The organism is Streptomyces halobius (assembly GCF_023277745.1).
GTDB lineage: Bacteria > Actinomycetota > Actinomycetes > Streptomycetales > Streptomycetaceae > Streptomyces > Streptomyces halobius.
Genome location: NZ_CP086322.1, coordinates 1260299 through 1278745, shown reverse-complemented (window position 1 = coordinate 1278745; position 18447 = coordinate 1260299). Strand labels below are relative to the sequence as shown.

The window sequence follows — 18447 nt, the reverse complement described above, 5'->3', positions numbered from 1 at the left end:
ACGGCCCCATGACCGGACGGGCGCCTCCCGGCAGCGTTACCCCTGTGATCGAAGTCAAGGAACTCACCAAGCGCTACGGCAGCAAGACCGCCGTCGACCATCTGTCCTTCACCGTGCGGCCGGGCCAGGTCACCGGATTCCTCGGCCCCAACGGAGCCGGCAAGACCACCACCCTGCGGATGATCCTCGGCCTGGACGCGCCCACCGGCGGCACCGCCACCGTAAGCGGCGTCCCCTTCCGCAGCCACCCGCGCGGACTGCGGCACGTCGGCGCCCTCCTCGACGCCAACCAGGTCCACGGCGGACGCAGCGCCGCAGCCCACTTGTCCGCCCTGGCCCGCAGCAACGGCCTCCCGCTGCGCCGAGTGGACGAGGTACTGCAGGAGGTGGGGCTGGCCGAGGCGGCGACCCGCCGCATCGGCGGGTTCTCGCTCGGCATGAAGCAGCGGCTGGGGATCGCCACCGCACTGCTCGGCGACCCGCCCGTGCTGATGTTCGACGAGCCGGTCAACGGCATGGACCCGGAGGGCGTGCTCTGGATGCGCCGCCTCTTCCGGCGCCTGGCGGCCGAGGGTCGCACGGTCTTCCTCTCCAGCCACCTGATGTCGGAGATGGAGAACACCGCCGACCAGCTCGTCGTCATCGGCCGGGGCCGCCTCATCGCCGCCGAGTCGGTACGGGACTTCGCAGCCCGCGGCACCCGCCTCAGCGTCGTGGTCGGCACACCGCAGGCCGCCGAGCTGGCAGCGGTGCTGACCGCCGCGGGCGCGTCGGTCGAGCCGGAGGGCTCGGCGGGAGCCGAGAAGCTCGCCGTCACCGGGCTCCCGGCGGACCGGATCGCAGCGCTCGCCTCCGAGAACCAGATCCTGCTGAACGAGCTGACCACCCGCACCGCCTCATTGGAGGCGGCCTTCATGGAACTCACCGCCGACAGCGTCGAATACCTGGCAGGACAGCCCCGATGACCACACTCACCTCCGTCACCCCGACCACCTCAGCCGCGCCCCTTGCCGAGCCGCCCGCCCGCTTCCGCGACCTGCTCGCCTCCGAGTGGATCAAGATGCGGTCCCTGCGCTCCACCTCGTGGACGATCACACTCACCATCCTGTTCGTCATCGGGTCCGCCGCCGCGGCGGCGCTGGCGGACTACAACAACTTCGCGGGCGCCGGCCCGAGCACGCGGCAGCCCCACGACTTCCTGCCCTTCGACGCCTATCCGCCGGGCGGCTACTGGACGCTAATGCTCGTCGTCGGCAGCATCGGTGCCCTCACCGTCGTGAGCGAGTACAGCAGCGGCCTGATCCGCACCACCACCGTGGCCGTCCCTGTCCGCGGCTCGGTGGTGCTGGCCAAGGCGGTCGTCACCGCCGCGCTGTGGACCGCGGTCGGCACGGTCATCTCCACCGGTTCCTTCCTGATCTCCCAGGCCATCTTGAACGGGCGGCACGCCGGGGTCCCGATCACCCATCCCGGGGTGTTCCGGGCGCTGGTGGCATCCGCGCTGCTGGCCCCGGTCTGCGCACTGGTCGGCCTGGGCCTCGGCGTCCTGATCCGGCACAGCGCCGCGACCATGGTCACCAGCGTCTTCACGCTGCTGATGCTGCCCACGCTCTTCTCGCAGAGCGAGCGCTGGTCCGCCGACCTCAACCACGCGATGGTGATCAGCGCCTGGAAGCGCCTGGTCCAGAACTGGCAGCCGGATACCGAATCCCACATGTTCACCGCCACGGTCCCCGGCTCCTGGATTGTGTACGCGCTCTGGCCGCTGATCGCCGTCGCACTCGCCGTGGTCGTCGTGCGGCACCGCGACGTCTGAACGTGCCTGCGGGATGCGCAAATCGCGCCCTGCGGCAGGAGGAAACCCATGACAGAAGAAACCCATGGCAGGAAGACACCAATGAAGCGCAGACTGCTGCTCGCGGCGTCAGCCGCCCTCACTCTCCTCGGCACGGCCACCCTTTTCGCCCCCGCCCATGCCGATACCCCATCAGTGTCCTCGGCCCGGACCAAGCCCGCATTGCCCGAGCCCACCGGCGGACACCGGACAGGAATGACCACCCTGCACCTGGTGGACGAGAACAGAGCCGATCCGTGGGTACCGAAGGAGAAGCGGGAACTGATGGTCTCCCTCTGGTATCCGGCCAAGAAGCCCTCGGGCACACCCGCTCCGTACATGACCGCTGAAGAGTCCAAGGCGTACCTGGGAGCCACCGGAATTCCGCTGCCGCCGGACGTGCTGAGCACGGTGGCAACCCATTCCACCGTCGACGCCGAGCCGGTCAGGCCCCGCGGCGGACTGCCCCTGGTCCTTCTGTCGCCGGGCTACGGAATGCCGCGCGCCACGCTGACGGGGCTGGCCGAGGAATTGGCCAGCCGCGGCTACGCCGTCGCCGCGATCGGACACAACTACGAGGCCCACGGCATCACCTTTCCCGACGGGCACACCACCTCCTGCCTGGTATGCGACGCCCCGGACGATCAGAACGTGGGAGACGTCCGTGCCGCGGACGTCTCGTTCGTGCTCGACGCACTCACCGGCAAACGCCCGGCATGGAAGGGCGGCACGGCTATCGACACCAATCGGACTGCCATGGTCGGACACTCGGCCGGAGGCTTCAGCACGATCCCGGCCGCGCTGCGGGACACGCGAGTGAAGGCCGCGGTCAATATGGACGGCAACTTCCGGTACCGCAACGGCCTGCCCGTGCACCGGCCCTTCCTGATGCTGGGCAAGCCCAGCCACGTGCCCGGCGGCCCCGACTCCACCTGGGACAAGACCTGGACCCAACTCACCGGCTGGAAGCGGTGGCTGAGCGTCGACGGGACGGAGCACCTGTCCTTCAGCGACCTGGCAGCCCTGTCCAAGCAGTTCGGTGTTCCGCTCCAAAAACTCGACGGTGATCGTGCCGATACCCTCACCCGCGCCTACATCGCCGCATTCGTCGATGCACACCTGCGCGGACGGGATGTTCCCTTGCTGAACGGACCATCACCGAAGTTCCCGGAAGCAAAGTTCCATCAGCCGTAATGGACGGGTTTGCCTGGAAGCCAGCCCGTTCCCGTGCCCACGACACTGACGGCCCCCAAAGCTCGACCATGGCGGCATTTGTCCGCATCGCGCCACTGCGGCACCACGAGAGGCGGTCAGCCACAGACAACCGCGGTGCAGACTGCGGCCCCGACAGGCCGCGCCTGACAGCACTACGACCCGCCGACCTGCGGCGACGCCCCACAGCCCTGGTGATTCCCAAGCTCAGAGCGCGGGGTTGATCCACGTCCCGCGGCCCGTGACTGGTTGTGCCCCGCTTCTTGCCGGGAATCCAGCGGTGTATCGCGGGCGCAGCCTCTCGACGCCTACGTCATTCGCCGGACCGGGACGAAGATCGGATGCGATGGTGGTCTGACGTCAATGGTCCTCATGTCGCAGGACGTAGATGACGAGCTGGCCATCCGGCTCGGGAAGGACGACCACCCTTGACTGCCCAACGCTGCGAACGTTGTGACCTCATTATCGGGGCGGGGTGCGCCTGCCCGCCCGATGGCTCTGTCCCTGGCATCGCGCATGGACGTATACCGCCACGGACCCTCCGACCTGGACAGCCGCCCAGCGCCATCATTGTGTCGCCCGTTGGGAACGCCCATCTTCCCGGCTGCTTCCACCTTTCCGACAGCGAGATCTCCGCCCCGAAGTTCGGCTGGGTAGCCGGCCCCGATCCTGATACTTGGTCCCGTATATCGGAGTCCGAGCCGTTGCGGGCCACACAGGGCAACATCGACCGAGTGGCCACCCGCCGCTGCCAAACCTGTGACGCCCACTCATAGGCCACCGCGCGTCATATGCCTGGTCAGCCGTCTGTCATGCGTGAGCGATGCGTGAGCGGACGGTGGAACACGAGGTGTCGGACGCCGGACTCAGCATCAGGCCGGGTGGCGCTGACCTGCAAGAACAGCACCACCCGGCAGGCACGAACACTCTCGATCATGGATTCGATCCCACTTCCACTGCGAGTTGTCCGACCAGCTCCCGCGCCGACGTCACCCGGATCGAGCCGACATCCGCGCCGCCGAGTGGTCACGTGTCGCACCCACAATGGCATCCACGATGCAGCACTACCTGGAGCAGATCGCGGGGACGCTGCGGCCGGGCACGGTGAAGAACGCCGAGCTGACGCTGCGGGAGTTCGCCCTGCTGGTGGCCGTCGAAGACGCGGCGGTGACGTGTGTCGCCCAGCTCAAGCGCCGGCACGTCGAACGCTATCGGCAATGGCTGCTGGAGCGGCTGGCCGCTCGCGGCGGTCCGCTGCACCGGCACACCGTCCGCGACCGGCTGAGCAAACTGCGCGGCTTCTTCCGCCGCCTGGACGAGTGGGACGCCGCCGACCGGCCGCCCCGCCAGCTGGTATTCGACAGCGACTTCCCGATCGCGGACGAGCCGCTGCCCCGATTCCTCGACGACGCCGCAGCCGCCAAGTTGCTGGCCGCCGCCCGCCAGGACACTGATCCGTTCGCCCGGCTGACGATCGAGATCCTCGCTCGCACCGGGATGCGCCGCAGCGAAATGCTCGGCCTCACCGTCGACGCGGTGGTGCAGATCGGCTCCGCCTACTGGCTTCGCGTCCCGGTCGGCATGATGCACACCGACCGCTACGTCCCCTTGCATCCACAGCTGAAGACGCTGCTGGATGACTGGCTGCTGCATCGGCCCGAGGGCCTGCGTTCGAACCTGCTGTTCACCGATCACGGCCGTCCGGTCAATGCATCTCGCATCGAGACGGCCGTCCGCAGGGCCGCAGAGCGGGCCGGTCTCGGCCGGGTCACCCCGCACCAGCTCAGACATACTCTGGCCACCCAGGCGATCAACCGGGGCATGTCCCTGGAGGCCATCGCCGCACTGCTCGGTCACCGATCGTTGTCCATGACGCGTGTTTACGCGCGGATCGCCGACCGGACTGTCGCGGACGAGTACTTCGCCGTCTCGGAGAAGGTCGAGGCCCTCTACGACGCTCCGCGTCAGCTGCCGGCCGACGCCGAGGGTTCGGAGATGGGCAAGCTCCGCCGGGAAATGCACCGTCGGATGCTCGGCAACGGCTACTGCGCTCGCCCGGTCGAGATGGACTGCCACTTCGAGTCGATCTGCGAATCATGCACGTTCTTCGTCACCACGATCGAGTTCCGCCCGACCCTAGAGCGTCAGCGGGACGACGCGGCGGCCAAGGGCCAGGTCGCACGCGAGCAGATCTTCGACGGGCTACTGACCCGCCTTGACGAGCAAGCCAGCTGACCGCCTCAGCTGCCGCGGCGCCAGAATCCGGTATCGCGATGGCGCCACCAGTACAGGGCCGTGCAGTCGACGGGCCACGGCGCCTCCTGCCTGCCGCGAGGTTCGAAGTGGTCCCGATCCCGGTCGATGGGGCGCCAATTCTGGTCCAGCGGCTCGTCGTCCCGAGGCGGCCGGACCTTGGTCACGAATCGTTCCTCGGAGGCCCCGAACTCCTTGAAGTTCTTCTGGGCCTCGATCAACGACGGCCGATTCGCTCCGCCAGCCCAGTCAGGCCAGCGCAACTGCACGCGATCGTCCTCCCAGAAGCAAACCGAACAGATCTCAAAGGATCCGAGTGGCTCACCCAGAGTCAGATGGCCGCAGCACACGCAGGGGTAGTGGATCACGGCCGTCATCTTGCCTCACCACATCTTGACGCCCCAGTGAGTTTCGCGGCCTTGACAGTGAGACCCGCATATTACTGACTTCGGCTCGTCAGGGTGATCTTTCCTGGTTCCCCTGATGGGGCTGGGGTGTTGGTTGTACTTCGTGGTGGGTGAGGTATGCGGATGGCGGCGGGCTCACCGCTGCGGGACGTCAGCGCCGGGAGACGGTACGCATGCAGGCGGCCGAGCTGTTCGATGAGGGGGTCAAGCCGCCGGAGGTGGCGCAACGGCTGCGGGTGAGCCGGAAGTCGGCCTACCAGTGGTACCGGATATGGCGGGAAGGCGGTGTGCAGGCCCTGGCCTCGCGTGGTCCGAGCGGGTCGCGGTGCCGTCTGTCGTCGCGCTGTCTGGAGAAGCTGGCCGGGTACCTGGAGCAGGGCCGGCCGCGCATGGCTGGGTGGAGGACCAGGTGTGGACGGCCGCGCGGGTGGCCACGCTGATCGGGCGGAAGTTCCACGTCTCCTACAGCGTCTCGGGTGCCACCAGGCTGATGCACCGGCTCGGATTCAGCCCGCAGGTGCCCGCACGGCGGGTGGCCGAGCGCGACGAGCAGGCCGTGACCTTGTGGAAGGAGTCTCAATGACGAAGTCAAGCCGCTTGCGCGACCGGCGGGGCGGGGGTGAAGAGCCGTCCGTCACGCAGGAGTGCCCAGAGCACCCCGGCCCGGCGTCGGGCGAGGGCGATGACAGCTTGAACGTGTTTGCAGCCCTCGCCGCGCTTCTTGAGGTAGAAGTCCCGGTTCGGGCCGTCGCGGATGATGCTGGTCTGCGCCGACAGATAGAACACCCGGCGTAGGCGACGGCTGTAGCGCTTGGGCCGGTGAAGGTTGCCGGTCCGTCGGCCGGAGTCGCGGGGAACGGGCACGAGCCCGGCTGCCGAGGCCAGGTGCCCGGCGTCCGCGTAGGCAGACATATCGCCCGCCGCCACGACGAACTCCGCTCCGAGTATTGGCCCCATCCCGGGCAGGGACTCGATGATCTCGGCCTGCGGGTGACTGCGGAAGGTCTCGCGAATCTGTTTGTCGATCCGGTTGAGCCGGTCGTCCAAGGCCAGGATCTGCGCCGCCAAGTCGGCGACGATCTGGGCGGCGATGTCCTCGCCGGGCAGCGCGGTCTGCTGGGCCTGAGCGGCTTCCAGGGCGGTGGCGGCGACCGTATCGGCACTCCGGACGCTGCGGTTGGCTAGCCAGGCCGTCAGCCGGGCCCGGCCGCGGCGCCGGATGGCGGCAGGAGTCTGGTAGCCGGTCAGGAGCACCAGCGCACCCTTGTGCGCCGAGTAGTCGAAAGCCCGCTCCAGCGCGGGGAAGACGCCGGTCAGCACGTCGCGCAGCCGATTGATCATCCTTACCCGATCGGCCACCAGGTCGGAGCGGTGGGCGGTGAGCAAAGCGAGGTCGGCGGCCAGCTGGGCCGGCACGTCGATCGCGGTGAAGTCGTTGCGGTGGCGGGCGGTCTCAGCGATGACGTAGGCGTCGCGGGCGTCCGTCTTGGCCTCGCCCCGGTAGGCGCCGGACATCCGGTTGACCGTGCGGCCGGGCACGTAGACGGCCCGCTGGCCGTGAGCTGCGAGCAGGGCCAGCAGCAACGCGGAGGCCGTGCCGGAGATGTCCACCGCCCAGTGGACATCGTCGGCCAGGGCCAGGATCTCGCCGAGCGCAGCCAGGATGGCAGACTCGTCGTTGTCGATCTTCTTCGACCACAAGGTGGCTCCGGTCTCGTCGACCACTGCGGCCCAGTGATGAGCCTTGCCGGCGTCGATGCCGGCCCAGACCCGGTCCCGTTCCTTGCGCACGCGCCCCTCCTCGTCTCCAACATCATGCTGTCGGCCCGAGGAACACCCCGCTGTCATCTCCGTAATCAGCGACCGCACAAGGCGCGCACATCTCAATCAGCAGCCAGGGCGCCCCGGAAAGCCGGGCGGCCACTCCTTCCGAGCCACTACAGGCAAGGCAACCTGGGCCACACCCGGCCCTCCCGGGCCGCCCAACAACTTACGGAGGCGACCTGGGCGGAGGTAGAAGAGCCCGGGCGGCCTGCGGCGGCTGCATCTGCTTCGAGGACGAGGCAGGCTTCACCCGTCGGCCGCCCCGAGGACGCACGTGGGGCCGGCGTGGCGTCACCCCGGTCGTGACGGTCAGCGGGCGGCGCTCGGGGCGGCTGTCGGTGGCCGGGCTGATCGCGATGCGGCCCGGGTCCCGCACCCGGCTGTGCCACCGCCTGCGCACCCACCGGGCGGGAGCCGGCAAGCGCCGCAGCATGAGCGAACGCGACTTCGTCGCGCTGATCGACGGCGTGCACCAGCTGGTCAAGGCGCCGATCGTGCTGGTGTGGGACCGGCTGAACACCCATGTCTCTCACGCCATACGGGAGTTGATCGCCCAGCGCGAGTGGCTGACGGTGTTCCTGCTGCCCGCCTACGCGCCCGACCTCAACCCCGTCGAGGCGGTGTGGGCACACGTCAAACGGGGTCTTCGAACTTGAGCGGTGTGTCGTCCCGAGTGGACTGACTGGCTGTCACGTTGCGTGAGGATCACGGGTGGTGGGGGGGGCGCCCTGGCAGCAGGATGCCCGTGGCCATGAGTGATCATTTCTGTTCTCGACGCAGAACGATCACCCAGAAACCACGGGCTTGGACAACGATACGACGTCGCTGCTCGACCTGGACGGCCTGGCCGTCGCGCGGGTGGAGCGGCTGGAGGACGGCACCCGCCGGGTGCACCTGATCACCGCCGATGAGCAGGCACGGGCCTGCCCCGAGTGCGGGGTGTTCGCCACCCGGGTGAAGGGCTCCGCGACGACCCGGCCCCGCAATGCCGTTGCTTGAAGGATGCAAGGGTCTCGGTGACGCAGCGGACTGGTGATCGTTGAGACGGGCGTGGCTCATCCATGGGTGGGATTGTCGGATCAGATGCGGCGGCGGCCATCGCCTCCATGGGAGCGAGCGGGAAGCCCTCACCGCGCGAACTCAGCGAAGACGGCACTCTCCCGCAGCTCCCCGGCCACTCGACCGAGTCGGCCACCTCCAGCTCGGCCGCCTGCTTGCGCAGTGCCTCGGCCTCCTCACCGGAGCCGTAGATCCGCAGCGTCCAGTCTAGGTGCTGCGGCGCGACCTTCGCCCATGCCTCCAGGAGCAGGTCTATGCCCTTCTCCTCGTGCAGCCGGCCGATGCTGGCCACGACCTTGCTGGAGCGGTCCGAGGCGGAGTCGGGGATGAACGGCAGCGGGTTCGGCATGAAGCCGACGTTGTCCATCCCCCGCTGGGGCGTCGGCCCAGCCGTGGCCGACCCCGGTCGTGGATGCCGCCGCGCCGTTGGTGGCGAAGTACGCCGTCGGCTGGCCAGCCTGAGGCCACCGCAAGATCCACTGGCCGCAGAGCATCGTCATGAACTGGGCGCAGTCCCGCCCCGCGGCCTCACCCTCACCGACCCCCAACCTGCCATGGCCGCCGGCCGCTACCCGTAAGCTCCAGCCCGCCTGCTCGCGCTTCCCAGAAGGGGGCGCGCTGGTCACGTGCCCCGGGGGCGTCGTGACCGACGCCCGCCCGGCTATTGAAGTGACCGCACTGCGCGGACGGGTGACGGGCCGTACCGGGCTGCCCGCGGGCTCGTTGAAACCGGACATGAGCAAGCAGTGCAAGCGCACCATCGCCGTGACGGCACTCGCCGCAATTCCCTTCGTTCTCACGACCACCACCGCATCCGCGCAGGAGCAGGAACGGGAGGTTCTTGGCCACGTAAGCAAAGTGACGAACAAGGTAGAGAACTTGAAGACAGTAAAGGACGTCGAAAAGAACCTGTTGGGCAGTTTCCAGAATCGAGTCGTTGACGCATAAGCTTTGGCCATGGCCTCTGCTCCCCGCAGCACCTCCGCCCCGCGCTGATCGATGAGATGCTCAGGTCGGAGACCCTGCTCAAGGGCAGGGTGATCCACAGGCGTCTGGTCCAGGAGTACAGGGTCACGATCAATTACCAGCGGGTCAGCCCACCGGGCTGCATCAACACCCCCCACCCATGCCCAGCCCAACGAGCAGACTGCCGCCTCGTCACCTCAAGCACGGTTGCAGTACTAGTGTCCTGAGTTGGAGATTCGCTGCGTAAGTCGGTGGCGTTCGGCATGATGGCTGGATGGCGAGGACGGGGCGGCCGAAGGCCGAGCTGGTGCTGACCGATGACGGAGCGTGAGACCTTTTCCCGCTGGGCCAGGCGCCGGACCTCGTCGCAGCCCCAGGAGCTTCTTGATGCGGTGCTGTGCGAGAGATGAAGGGTGGTTGGCCCTCCGGCGTCGTCCTGCGGGGGATGGCGTCAAACCGCACACATCTGCATTGGCTGAAGACCGTTGTGGAGAACGTCGTGGGAAAAGGCGTGGCGAGATCGCGTCAGGTGGGGACCGGGAAGATGAGCGATGGGTTTTGGCCCTCTGTCGTTGACGCGTCGAAAACAGTTTAGACGGCATCAAAACCGGGGTAGCACCACGATCCCGGGATGAGCCTGGAGGATACCCGTTTACTGTCCAGGTGGTGTCCGGCGCATAGGCAGCATGATCCCGGTCCGGGCTTTCGTATGGAACATGTGAAGACGTGCCCCGATACTGCCGCTGAGTTGATGGGCGGCGAGAGGGAGAACCTCAAGCGGCAAATACCGCAAGAGGCTGAGTACCGTCGCGGGGTTCGCTGGCGGACTCGCCCGTAGTAGCTGAGAAGCCTTTGCGTATCGCAGTGGGGGTGGAGCAAGGGGTGGGGCAATGCCGTTGCTTGAATCTCTAAACGAGTCTGGGGAGGAGGGTGATGATCTTGGGTGGGGTGCGGCGGGTCGGTTGCCGTGTCCAGCCCTTGGGCGGGTCGGCGTACTTGAGTTTGAGGCGTTTGACGATCCGGTCCGCCGCGCGGTCGCGTCGAGGGCCGATGTCAAGTTTCGGTAGCTTGGACGCGAGAGATGCCAGGAACTTCCCGAGTTTGGCTGGGGTGTTCGTGGTGTTCTGGATGACGCTGCGGCGCACGGCCTTGAGAACCTTGACGAACGAGATCCGGTCCGGATCGATCTTGTGTCGGCCGGCGATCTCGGTGATGAGCCGGGACAGGCAGTGATGGACGGTCAGGTGGGCCCAGACTTCCTGGCGTACCAGGTCCGGTTCCGCGGAGCGCAGGATCTGCTGGGAGCCGCGCTGGTAGGTCTTGAGCTGGCGGTTCAGCAGTTCCGCCTCCCACCTGTCGTGATACAGGGCTGCGAGCTCGTCGGCCGGGGCCTCGGCGGGGTCGAGGAGGTCGGTCAGCAGCCGGATCGTCTCCCCGCCGTCGACCTGGTACTCCACGACACGTACGGTCACGCTGTGGGTCCGGCGCTTGCCTACCCACTTCCAGATCTTCGCGAGATAGGTGCCATCGGGTAGGTGCTCGATGGGAGTGCGCGCGTTGTTCGCCTTGGCCCGGATTAGCAGGTGCGCGCCGGCGCCGGTGAACTCCGACCAGAGGCTGACCCCGACGAACCCTCGGTCCATGATCACGAGTATGCCGCGGGCGCGGGCCGCCAGCGGCGCGGCCAGCCCCTGCTCGCTGTCGACCAGGCCGCCGACCCGCGCGTCGAGCACCGCATGCGTACCGACCTCGGACAGAGCGACCACCCGGACCTGCGGGTAGGCCAGCGGGCTGCCGTCCGCCGTGACTTGCCCGCCGAACGCAGCCCGGTTTGCCGCCGTGTCCGGGGCGTCCAGATAGAACCCATCCACCGCGGCCACCCGCAGTCCCCGGTAGAACGATTCCGCGAGCCCCTCCGCGGCCAGTGGCCCGGACACTCTGCGGAACACCACCTCCAAGACCTGCGGTCCCAGCCGCTGGCGGGCCCGGGTGAACGACGACTTGTTGGGAATCGTCCCGCCCAGTTCCGGGATCGCGCTGACCATGTTCTCCGCGACATCGTCGTAGGAGTCCTGATGGAACAGGGCCAGCCCGAGCACGAAATGCACCATGAGCCCAGCGGGCAGCGCCCCCACTCTCTTGTCGCGCCGCCCCTGCGCGGCCACCACCTCGTCCACCAGCTCAGGCGTCACCCACCGCGTCAACGCACCCAGCCGCACCTGATCCGACAATCCCACCCATGGATGAGCCACGCCCGTCTCAACGATCACCAGTCCGCTGCGTCACCGAGACCCTTGCATCCTTCAAGCAACGGCATTGAGGGGACGGGTCGTCCGGGTCTGTTTGGCGGTCAACCGGAGTTCCCGGGATGAGCCGGACGAGCGGGCCGAAGTCATTTGAGATCTCGAAACACCTTGTTTTCGAGGCGTACTTGAGGGTCAAGGCCAACAAGGGAGCGGCGGGCGTTGACGGTGAGTCGATCGAGCAGTTTGAGGCTGCCCTAAAAGGCAACCTCTACAAGCTGTGGAATCGTCTTTCGTCGGGCTGCTATTTCCCGCCGCCGGTCAAAATGGTGGAGATCGACAAGCCAGGAGGCGGAGTCAGGGTTCTCGGTGTGCCCACGGTCGCGGACAGAATCGCACAGACGGCGGTGGCCATGGTGCTGGAGCCTTTGGTGGAACCGGTGTTCCACCCGGACTCCTATGGCTACCGGCCCCGTCGCAGTGCACTGGATGCGGTTGCGGTGTGCCGGGAGAGGTGTTGGAAGACGGACTGGGTGATCGATCTCGACATCCGGGGGTTCTTCGACAACCTTGATCATGACTTTGTCCTCAAGACTGTCGCGCACCACACCGACTTGCGGTGGGTCCTGCTGTATGTGGAGCGGTGGCTCAAAGCCCCGCTCCAGCGGCCGGACGGCAGTCTGCAAGCCCGCGGTCGCGGGAGTCCCCAGGGCTCGGCGGTTTCACCTGTGCTGGCCAACCTCTTCATGCATTACGCCTGTACGTCCAGGAGTTCGGGCATCGTTCCAGCTTGAAAGCGAGGGAGGGGATGTAACCGGACGCCAAGTTCAGGGCAGCCAGCCGGTGGAAGTCCGGTCCGGGGAGACGCCAGGGTCCCCGGTAGCTGACTCCCGGCGTCGTTCGAGAGGACGGCGTCGAAGTGGAGTGACAAGCGTCTTTCGGGGGCGTGCGACCGACCGGTCCGCAACATCAAGTGAAGCCTGCAGCGTCGATATGCAAACCCCGCCCGGTCGGGTGGGCCAAGGAGGTGCCGAGCCCGTATGCGTAGGGCGAAGGCCATGGAAGGCGTCCGGGAACCTGGAGCGGGCGCTGAAGAACCTCTCGGCGTAAGGGGCGTGGAACGGTCGGAAGGTTGTCCTGGGAACTGGAGAGGGCCTACTCGGCCCCGGGCATGCGGCCCGGGAGTGTGGCCTGCCTATAACCGGCGGAACCGGGAAATGGCGGGTTGCCGAGAGGCAGTCGGAGGGGGTCGTAGTAGTGGTGATCGGCGGGACAACACAACCCGTTGGGAGCGAAGGGCCCCTGCTTCATCGATGCGATTCGCGGACAGGGAGGGGCCCGGATGAGTGCCGTTTCGGCTAGTTCCATCCGTCGGGAGGAAGGCGTCGCACGACTGGATGGCCGTCCTCTGGACAAGGTCCGAGCCTTGCAGTGGACGCTTTACCGCTGTGCCAAGCAAGAACCCGAACGGCGGTTCCATGCCCTGTATGGCCACGTCCACCGCATGGACGTCTTGTGGCGGGCATGGTCGGTCGTGTGCACGAACCGGGGAGCCCCTGGCGTGGATGGCGTGACCGTCGACGCGGTAGCGGCCTCGGGGGTGGATGCATTCCTCCAGGACCTGGCGGAACGACTGCGGACGTATACGTATCGTCCGTCGGTGCTGCGGCGGGTCCAGATTCCCAAGCCGGGGCGGCCGGGGGAGTTCCGGCCGCTGTCGATTCCCACCGTGGCGGACCGGGTGGTGATGACGGCCGCGAAGCTGGTTCTCGAACCGGTCTTCGAGGCCGGGTTCACCGAGGCGAGCTACGGATTCCGGCCGAAACGGTCCGCGATCGACGCGTGCGATGCTGTGCGCGCTGCGGCGAACCAAGGTCGGGAGTGGGTTTTCGAGGCCGATATCCGGGACTGTTTCGGGACGATCGGGCACGACGCACTCGTCGCTCAGTTGGCGAGGCGCGTGGTGGACCGGCCGATGCTGAAGCTGATCCGGTCGTGGCTGCGGATGGGAGTGCTGGAAGGCGGGGTGACCTCCCCGACCGGGGCGGGAACCCCGCAAGGCTCACCAATCTCTCCACTGCTGGCGAACATCGCTCTGCACGTCCTCGATGAGGCATGGTAGGACGAGGGCTGCCGGCTGGGAGTGCTGGTGAGGTATTGCGATGACTTCGTGGTCCTGTCGCCGACCAGACAACGGGCCGAGCAGGCCCAGCAGTTGGCGGCGAGAGTGCTGGGACAGCTCGGGATGCGGTTGCATCCGGAGAAGTCCGGCATCACCTGCCTCACCCGGGGCGGGCAGGGCTTCGAGTTCCTCGGCTTCCACCACCGGAAAGTGGAGTCGTGGAAGTGGCGGGGCAGGTTCTACCTGTACCGGTGGCCCTCGCAACGGGCGTTGAAGGTACTGCGGGACAAGGTCCGCACGGCTACCTCGCGCTCTCGGACCGAGCGGCCGGTGGCTGCCGTGGTGGCCGAGCTCAACCCCGTGCTCCGGGGATGGGCCGGGTACTTCCGTAAAGGAAATTCTGCGCGGAAGTTCGTAGCGGTGGACCAGTACGTCCACGAGCGGCTGGCGATCTTCACCAGCGACAAACATGGACTCTCGGGCCGGAATTGGGCCGCCCGCTACAACTACGGGTGGATCAGTCGGCTCGGGGTCTTCCGCCTTGCCGGAAAGTGGCACGGGGCAACGGCGCATGCCCAGCGGTGAACGATGTCGGAAAGCCGGATGCGGGAGAACCGCATGTCCGGTTTGAAGCGGCGGGGACTGGAGACGGAGATTTATCCACCGCGCCAGTCCCCGACCCTACTCGACACGTGGATGGCACGGGAATATCCCACCGTCCGGTTCGAGCGTTATTGCGATGATGTGGTGGTTCACTGCCGCAACGAAGCCCAGGCGCATCAGGTGCGTGAGGCTATCGCCGGTCGGCTGGCCGATTGCGGGGGGCTGGAGTTGCATCCGGACAAGACCCGCGTTGTGTACTGCCGGGATCGGAACAGGCGTGGCTCGGCTGAGCACACCTCATTCACGTTCCTGGGGTACGGGTTTCGAGCGCGGAAACTCCGGACGAAGTACGGAGATTACTTCTTCGGCTTCAGCCCGGCTATCAGCGACGAAACCGCGAAGCGGATACGGGTGCAGATCCGCCGGTGGCGGCTGCACTTGCGTAGTGAGACGACCCTGGAAGGACTCGCCCGGGAGATCAATCCGATCGTCTGGGGCTGGATCAACTACTTCGCGCGGTTCCATCCGTCCGCGTTGAGGTTCAGCCTCAACCGCATCAACGACTACCTGGTGCGGTGGGTTGTCCGCAAGTACAAGCGGTTCAAACGGAAACGAGCACGAGCGCGGGAGGCTTTGCGCCGACATGCCCGGCTGTTCCCAGGGCTCTTCGCCCACTGGAAGTTCGTCAAGCCATGACCGTGAATGACCGGACGATGGGAGCCGTGTAAGCCGCGAGGTTTACGCACGGTTCTGAGAGCGGCGGCGGGTGAAACTCCCGCCGCCGACTCACCCAGGCGCTGGACCGCTCGCAGCCGGTGCTGCCGATGATGCCGGGCATGCCCGAGCGGCGTACCCATGACTACCTGCGGCACGGCATCACCAGCCTGTTCGCCGCGTTCAACATCGCCGATGGCACCGTCATCGGCGAACTCCACCGCCGCCACCGGGCCACCGAGTTCAAGAAGTTCCTGGTCACGATAGACAAGGCTGTGCCCGCCGGACTCGACGTGCACCTGGTATGCGACAACCACGTCACCCACAAGACTTCCGAGATCCAGCAATGGCTCGCCCGGCACCCCCGCTTCCACGTGCACTTCACGCCGACCGGCTCCTCATGGATCAACCAGGTCGTGCGACACGAAAGTCGCTTGAGAAGAGTGGAAATCACCAAGGAGGTTCGACTGATGTCGAAGGTGTAGGACCCGAGCCAGTGCACAGGGCTCGTTCCCGCCCCAGCGTGCGTCGTGAGTAATCGCGGGGTGCGAAGCCTGGGGAAATGCCCAAGGACCATCGTTCCATCCGGGGTTACAGGCTGGGAAATGCCGGACGGGCGAATGCGAATGAACCCTTGATGATGCCTCGTCATGATCACTCTCGCCGATGGGTTGCTCCAGCGGGAGATAGGGACTGGCCGTTGGAAAGCGGCAGGCGCCGACTGGAGAAACTTGGCCAGTCGGGAGTGCACCGCCGTCCCCGGGGTGCAGAGGGCGCCCTCCCCGGCAGCATCTCTCTCATGCGGAACGTGACAACCCCGATGGAGTCCAGGCCATGCCGTTTTGGCTTGGTAAGCCAACCGCAAGGGAGGCCCAACTCTCCAGCGGGTGCAGGAAGACCCAGCAAGCGAATGCCGGTCGCCGAAAGGCAGCAGGAAACCGGGGACCATGCACCGACACCTCCGTCGGTGGCTCCCGCATAACTGGCCGGATAGGGGCCGATGCCCCGACCTGAAAGGGTGCTGACGTGGGTCTGGTGAGCCTGTGGAGAAACGATGACCGGAGACACCGGAACCGAAGGGCAAGTTGGACGCCATGACGACACACACGGCCGCGATGGCGCACGCCGCAGTGGCCGCCGCCGGCATGGCGAACGGACCGGAGGACGAGATCACCGACTGGCCGTCAATCGACTGGCGGAAGGTCGAGGACAACGTACGGCGGCTTCGGCAGCGCATCTTCACGGCATCGCAGGCAGGAGACCTGGCCAAGGTCAGGAACCTGCAGAAGCTGATGCTCCGCTCCCGCTCCAACACACTCGCGAGTGTGCGGCGGGTCACGGAGATCAACGCTGGCCGCAAGACGGCGGGCATCGACGGGAAAATCGTCCTGCTGCCCCAGGGAAAGGCCGAGTTGGCCGACTGGGTCCAGCATGACGCGGCCCCGTGGAAACCCAAACCCGTCAAGCGGGTGTATATAGCCAAGGCGAATGGAAAACAGCGCCCACTCGGAATTCTCGTGATCGCCGACAGATGCCTTCAAGCTCTGACGCTGAATGCACTGGAACCCGAATGGGAGGCGCGGATGGAGCCGAAAGTCTATGGCTTTCGTCCAGGCCGCGGCTGTCATGACGCGATCGTTGCCATCCACACGACGGCGAGCGGCAAGAACGCCAAACGCCTGTGGGTGCTCGACGCCGATCTGAAAGCGGCATTCGACCGAATCGACCACGATCACCTACTCGCGTCATTGGGCTCATTCCCCGGGAGGGGAATGATTGCCGGATGGCTGAAGGCAGGTGTGGTCGAGAAGGGTTGGTTCACGCCCACAGTGGAGGGAACTCCGCAGGGTGGCGTGATCAGTCCCACGCTGCTGAACATTGCCTTGCACGGAATGGGGAAGGCCGCTGGAGTCCGCTACCAGACTCTCGGCAGTGATGCCGCGATCCTGGCACGCGACTCCCCGGTTCTGGTCGTCTACGCCGATGACCTCCTTGCCCTGTGCCATTCACGGGAACAGGCTGAGCAGGTCAAGGCGCGGCTGGCTGCATGGCTCGCGCCCCGGGGATTGGCCTTCAACGAGGACAAGACGCGCATCGTCCACCTCGATGAAGGCTGTGACTTTCTGGGGTTCAACATCCGACGCTATCGCGGCAAGTTGCTGACCAAGCCGAGCAACGAGGCCCTGCGGCGGATCCGGGAACGGCTCGCCACCGAGGTGCTGGGCCTGCGAGGGGCCAACGCCGACGCGGTGATCGCCAAGCTCAACCCGATCATCAAGGGGTGGGCTGCCTATTACCGGATCGGGGTGTCCAAGCGGGCGTTCAACTCGCTGGACGTCTACGTGTGGAGACTGGCTTACAAGTGGGCCAAGTTCTCCCACCCGAACAAGCCGGTGCGCTGGGTGACCGCCCGGTACTTCGGCATGTTCAACCCGTTCAGGCAGGACGCGTGGGTGTTCGGGGACCGCACCAGCGGTTTCTACCTCTACAAGTTCGCCTGGACGCCGATCGTCCGGCACCGGATGGTGCCGGGGAGGGCGTCAACCGACGATCCCGCCCTGGCCGACTTCTGGGCCAAGCGGCGCCGCCGCGGCAAACTCCCGCTGGGCAAAGGCACCTTGCATCTGTTGCAGAAGCAGGACGGCCGTTGCCCACTCTGCGGAGGGCTGCTGCTGCACGCCGACCACGAGCCGCAAAGCCCCGAACAGTGGGAACAGTGGCTCAAGGTCACCCGCACGGCGATCCGCAAACACGCGATCACCGCCGACGCGGGCAACGGCAAGCCGGACAAAACCGCCGCCCCACGCCTGATCCACACCCACTGCCATCGACGGCTGGCCACCGGCACAAGCCGGAGACCAGCGCTTCTGTCCGCCCGCGAGCCCAAGGGGCTTGCTTGAGCCGGTTGCTCGGAGATCGAGCACGGCCGGTTCTGAGGGGGGACCGCTGCAGCAATGCAGCGGTCCTACCCGACGAGCGGTGGTTCGCCCTGCTGACGGACAAACTCATCCGCCGTGGCGTCCACACCTCCGTTAAGGCCCTCGAGAACGACATCCGTGACTGGATCGACACCTGGAACGAGAACCCCAGACCCTTCACCTGGACCAAGACCGCCGACGAGATCCTCAAGTCCCTCGCCGACTACCTCGCCAGGATCACCCCACCCAGCAGCCCAACCAGCACCAACTAACACTCAGAATTTCTGGCGCA

At 66.6% G+C, this 18447-nt stretch carries 15 protein-coding genes and 5 pseudogenes; 16 read left to right on the top strand and 4 right to left on the bottom strand.

Annotated features, from left to right (window positions below; genetic code table 11):
* Positions 1-44: 44 nt before the first annotated feature.
* The 4 genes from K9S39_RS06190 (at position 45) to K9S39_RS06175 (ending at position 5281) form a co-directional block, all read left to right on the top strand.
* A complete protein-coding gene (locus tag K9S39_RS06190) occupies positions 45-965 on the top strand; it encodes an ABC transporter ATP-binding protein (RefSeq protein ID WP_248862336.1) in 921 nt (306 codons plus the stop codon).
* Complete coding sequence (locus tag K9S39_RS06185) at positions 962-1816, top strand: ABC transporter permease (protein WP_248862335.1); 855 nt, start codon at positions 962-964, stop codon at positions 1814-1816. Before K9S39_RS06190 ends, K9S39_RS06185 begins: the two co-directional genes overlap by 4 nt.
* 48 nt (positions 1817-1864) lie before the next feature.
* The gene (locus K9S39_RS06180) at positions 1865-3028 is read left to right on the top strand and encodes an alpha/beta hydrolase family protein (protein WP_248862334.1); all 1164 of its coding nucleotides are present in this window, start codon (positions 1865-1867) and stop codon (positions 3026-3028) included.
* Positions 3029-4102: 1074 nt separating this feature from the next.
* A complete protein-coding gene (locus tag K9S39_RS06175) occupies positions 4103-5281 on the top strand; it encodes a tyrosine-type recombinase/integrase (RefSeq protein ID WP_248862333.1) in 1179 nt (392 codons plus the stop codon).
* A gap of 5 nt (positions 5282-5286) precedes the next feature.
* Here K9S39_RS06175 and K9S39_RS06170 read toward each other — a convergent pair whose 3' ends face one another.
* The gene (locus K9S39_RS06170) at positions 5287-5667 is read right to left on the bottom strand and encodes a CPCC family cysteine-rich protein (protein ID WP_248862332.1); all 381 of its coding nucleotides are present in this window, start codon (positions 5665-5667) and stop codon (positions 5287-5289) included.
* A 149-nt stretch (positions 5668-5816) separates the two neighbouring features.
* On the opposite strand from K9S39_RS06170, the pseudogene K9S39_RS42795 reads away from it, so the two are divergent.
* Positions 5817-6283 (top strand): annotated as a pseudogene (locus K9S39_RS42795) (helix-turn-helix domain-containing protein); the annotation flags it as partial.
* Between the two features lie 11 nt (positions 6284-6294).
* On the opposite strand, the gene K9S39_RS06155 reads toward K9S39_RS42795, so the two are convergent.
* The gene (locus tag K9S39_RS06155; RefSeq protein ID WP_248862330.1) at positions 6295-7497 is read right to left on the bottom strand and encodes an IS110 family RNA-guided transposase; all 1203 of its coding nucleotides are present in this window, start codon (positions 7495-7497) and stop codon (positions 6295-6297) included.
* A 204-nt stretch (positions 7498-7701) separates the two neighbouring features.
* Here K9S39_RS06155 and K9S39_RS06150 point away from each other — a divergent pair.
* Positions 7702-8171 (top strand): annotated as a pseudogene (locus K9S39_RS06150) (transposase); the annotation flags it as partial.
* A gap of 163 nt (positions 8172-8334) precedes the next feature.
* Positions 8335-8529, top strand: a complete 195-nt coding sequence (locus K9S39_RS06145) for a hypothetical protein (protein ID WP_248869226.1) — start codon at positions 8335-8337, stop codon at positions 8527-8529.
* 148 nt (positions 8530-8677) lie between these two features.
* Here K9S39_RS06145 and K9S39_RS06140 read toward each other — a convergent pair.
* Positions 8678-8938 (bottom strand): annotated as a pseudogene (locus K9S39_RS06140) (glycosyltransferase); the annotation flags it as partial.
* Between K9S39_RS06140 and K9S39_RS06135 the strand changes: the two are divergent.
* Positions 8844-9167 (top strand): hypothetical protein, encoded by a 324-nt coding sequence (locus tag K9S39_RS06135; protein WP_248869225.1) that lies wholly within the window; start codon positions 8844-8846, stop codon positions 9165-9167. The pseudogene K9S39_RS06140 and the gene K9S39_RS06135 overlap by 95 nt on opposite strands.
* Before the next feature lie 64 nt (positions 9168-9231).
* Positions 9232-9537, top strand: a complete 306-nt coding sequence (locus K9S39_RS06130; protein WP_248862329.1) for a hypothetical protein — start codon at positions 9232-9234, stop codon at positions 9535-9537.
* 926 nt (positions 9538-10463) lie between these two features.
* On the opposite strand, the gene K9S39_RS06125 is transcribed toward K9S39_RS06130, so the two are convergent.
* A complete protein-coding gene (locus K9S39_RS06125) occupies positions 10464-11792 on the bottom strand; it encodes an IS4 family transposase (protein WP_248862328.1) in 1329 nt (442 codons plus the stop codon).
* 131 nt (positions 11793-11923) lie between these two features.
* On the opposite strand from K9S39_RS06125, the gene K9S39_RS06120 reads away from it, so the two are divergent.
* From K9S39_RS06120 to K9S39_RS06090, 7 genes and pseudogenes are all read left to right on the top strand, one after another.
* Entirely contained in the window at positions 11924-12592 is a 669-nt protein-coding gene (locus tag K9S39_RS06120; RefSeq protein WP_248862327.1) for a reverse transcriptase domain-containing protein, read from the top strand.
* Between the two features lie 767 nt (positions 12593-13359).
* The gene (locus K9S39_RS06115; RefSeq protein ID WP_248862326.1) at positions 13360-13920 is read left to right on the top strand and encodes a reverse transcriptase domain-containing protein; all 561 of its coding nucleotides are present in this window, start codon (positions 13360-13362) and stop codon (positions 13918-13920) included.
* 27 nt (positions 13921-13947) lie between these two features.
* Complete coding sequence (locus K9S39_RS06110; protein WP_248862325.1) at positions 13948-14505, top strand: group II intron maturase-specific domain-containing protein; 558 nt, start codon at positions 13948-13950, stop codon at positions 14503-14505.
* A gap of 33 nt (positions 14506-14538) precedes the next feature.
* The gene (locus K9S39_RS06105; RefSeq protein WP_248862324.1) at positions 14539-15219 is read left to right on the top strand and encodes a group II intron maturase-specific domain-containing protein; all 681 of its coding nucleotides are present in this window, start codon (positions 14539-14541) and stop codon (positions 15217-15219) included.
* 95 nt (positions 15220-15314) lie between these two features.
* A pseudogene (locus K9S39_RS06100) lies at positions 15315-15701 on the top strand (transposase); the annotation flags it as partial.
* Positions 15702-16331: 630 nt separating this feature from the next.
* Positions 16332-18137 carry a reverse transcriptase domain-containing protein gene (locus tag K9S39_RS06095; RefSeq protein ID WP_319949533.1) on the top strand — a complete coding sequence of 602 codons (1806 nt, stop codon included), beginning with the start codon at positions 16332-16334 and terminating at the stop codon, positions 18135-18137.
* Positions 18138-18211: 74 nt separating this feature from the next.
* A pseudogene (locus K9S39_RS06090) lies at positions 18212-18427 on the top strand (IS630 family transposase); the annotation flags it as partial.
* Positions 18428-18447: the final 20 nt, after the last annotated feature.

Bases quoted from the DNA above. Each gene is read 5' to 3' on its own strand.
- K9S39_RS06175 (WP_248862333.1), top strand. From the start codon at position 4,103: ATGCAGCACTACCTGGAGCAGATCGCGGGGACGCTGCGGCCGGGCACG.
- K9S39_RS06120 (WP_248862327.1), top strand. From the start codon at position 11,924: ATGAGCCGGACGAGCGGGCCGAAGTCATTTGAGATCTCGAAACACCTT.
- K9S39_RS06105 (WP_248862324.1), top strand. From the start codon at position 14,539: ATGTCCGGTTTGAAGCGGCGGGGACTGGAGACGGAGATTTATCCACCG.
- K9S39_RS06185 (WP_248862335.1), top strand. From the start codon at position 962: ATGACCACACTCACCTCCGTCACCCCGACCACCTCAGCCGCGCCCCTT.
- K9S39_RS06180 (WP_248862334.1), top strand. From the start codon at position 1,865: ATGACAGAAGAAACCCATGGCAGGAAGACACCAATGAAGCGCAGACTG.
- K9S39_RS06135 (WP_248869225.1), top strand. From the start codon at position 8,844: ATGCCCTTCTCCTCGTGCAGCCGGCCGATGCTGGCCACGACCTTGCTG.
- K9S39_RS06095 (WP_319949533.1), top strand. From the start codon at position 16,332: ATGACGACACACACGGCCGCGATGGCGCACGCCGCAGTGGCCGCCGCC.